We start from the raw sequence: 1,141 nt of genomic DNA on the forward strand, positions 1-1,141 counted from the left end.
AGACTTGACCGCTATACTGCATAGAGCCCCAGGAAGCGGAGGGCGGAGAGGGGGTTGAAGGAGAAAGCCTCCAAGGCCGCCTTCTTCCCCTTAACCCCCTCCCGGTTTAGCCGCGAGACCAAAAACCCCCGCAGCACCGCCAGGACCCACGCCCCTCTCCCCCGCACTTGGCAAGCGTCCTCGCGAAAGAGAACGTCCCGCACCCAAAAGGACCGGTTCTCCACTTCCCAACGGGCAAGAAGAAGCCTCCCAAGCCGCCCCGCGTCCGCCACCTCCGGCCCAAGGCTGGTGAGCGCGTAGCTCACCGTGCGCCGCACCTCCCCCGTCCCCTCGTGCACCACCTCCCGCTCCACCCGCACCACCTGCCTGCACCCGGGGAAGGCCAAAAGCGCTTCCGGCAAGTAGGGAGAAGCCCATACCCGGTAGGCCCACACCTCCCCGTCCCGCCTCACCCTCCACGCCGCCTCCGTCTCCCCAGGAAGGCGCCCCTCTTCCATCCCCTTGAACACCTCCACCGTCCACTCCAAAAGCTCCCCCTGGTTCCCCTTCAGGACCAGGAGGTAGTCCCCCCCTTTTCCCGCACCCCGGCGGCCACCTCGGGGTACAGGTACCCCGCGTCCCCCACCACCACCTTCCCCTTGAGCCCCTCCGCCCCCAGGCGGTCCAGAAGCTCCAGGAGGGCTTGGTCCTCCCTCCCCTCCGCCCGGGCCTGGGCCAGGGTGGTGTGGAGGTGCAGGGCCAGGACCTCCACCAGCCTCACCTGGGGGCTTTTCCCCTTGCCGCTCCCTCGGAGGTGCTTCCCGTCCACCACCAGGACCTCCCCCGGGTCCATCTGGGGGAAGGCCTGGAGGAGGGCCCTCTGGAGCCGCTCTGGGTCAAGGCGGTGGAGGAGGAGGGTGAGGGCGGTGTGGCCTGGGGGCTTGCGCAGGCCCAGGTGGGGGAGGAGGTGGGGGTGAGCGCGGGCGAAGCGTTCCACGCCGCGCAGGGAGTCCACGCGGCTGAGGAAGGCCACCAGGATGAGGGCCAAGAGGCCCCACAGGGGGTATCGCCGGTTGCGGGCCCTAGGGTCGGGGACTTGGGACAAGGCTTCGCGCAAGGTCATGCCCTTTGTATACCCGGGGGATACATATCGGTCAAGTCT

Annotated in this window: 1 pseudogene; it reads right to left on the minus strand. The window is 68.6% G+C overall.

Going from position 1 to position 1,141, the window contains the following annotated elements:
- Nucleotides 1-11: 11 nt before the first annotated feature.
- Nucleotides 12-1,102, minus strand: a pseudogene (locus tag ACYQ0J_RS13080) (ISAs1 family transposase).
- Nucleotides 1,103-1,141: the final 39 nt, after the last annotated feature.

It is taken from the genome of Thermus sp. FJN-A (genome assembly GCF_054655095.1).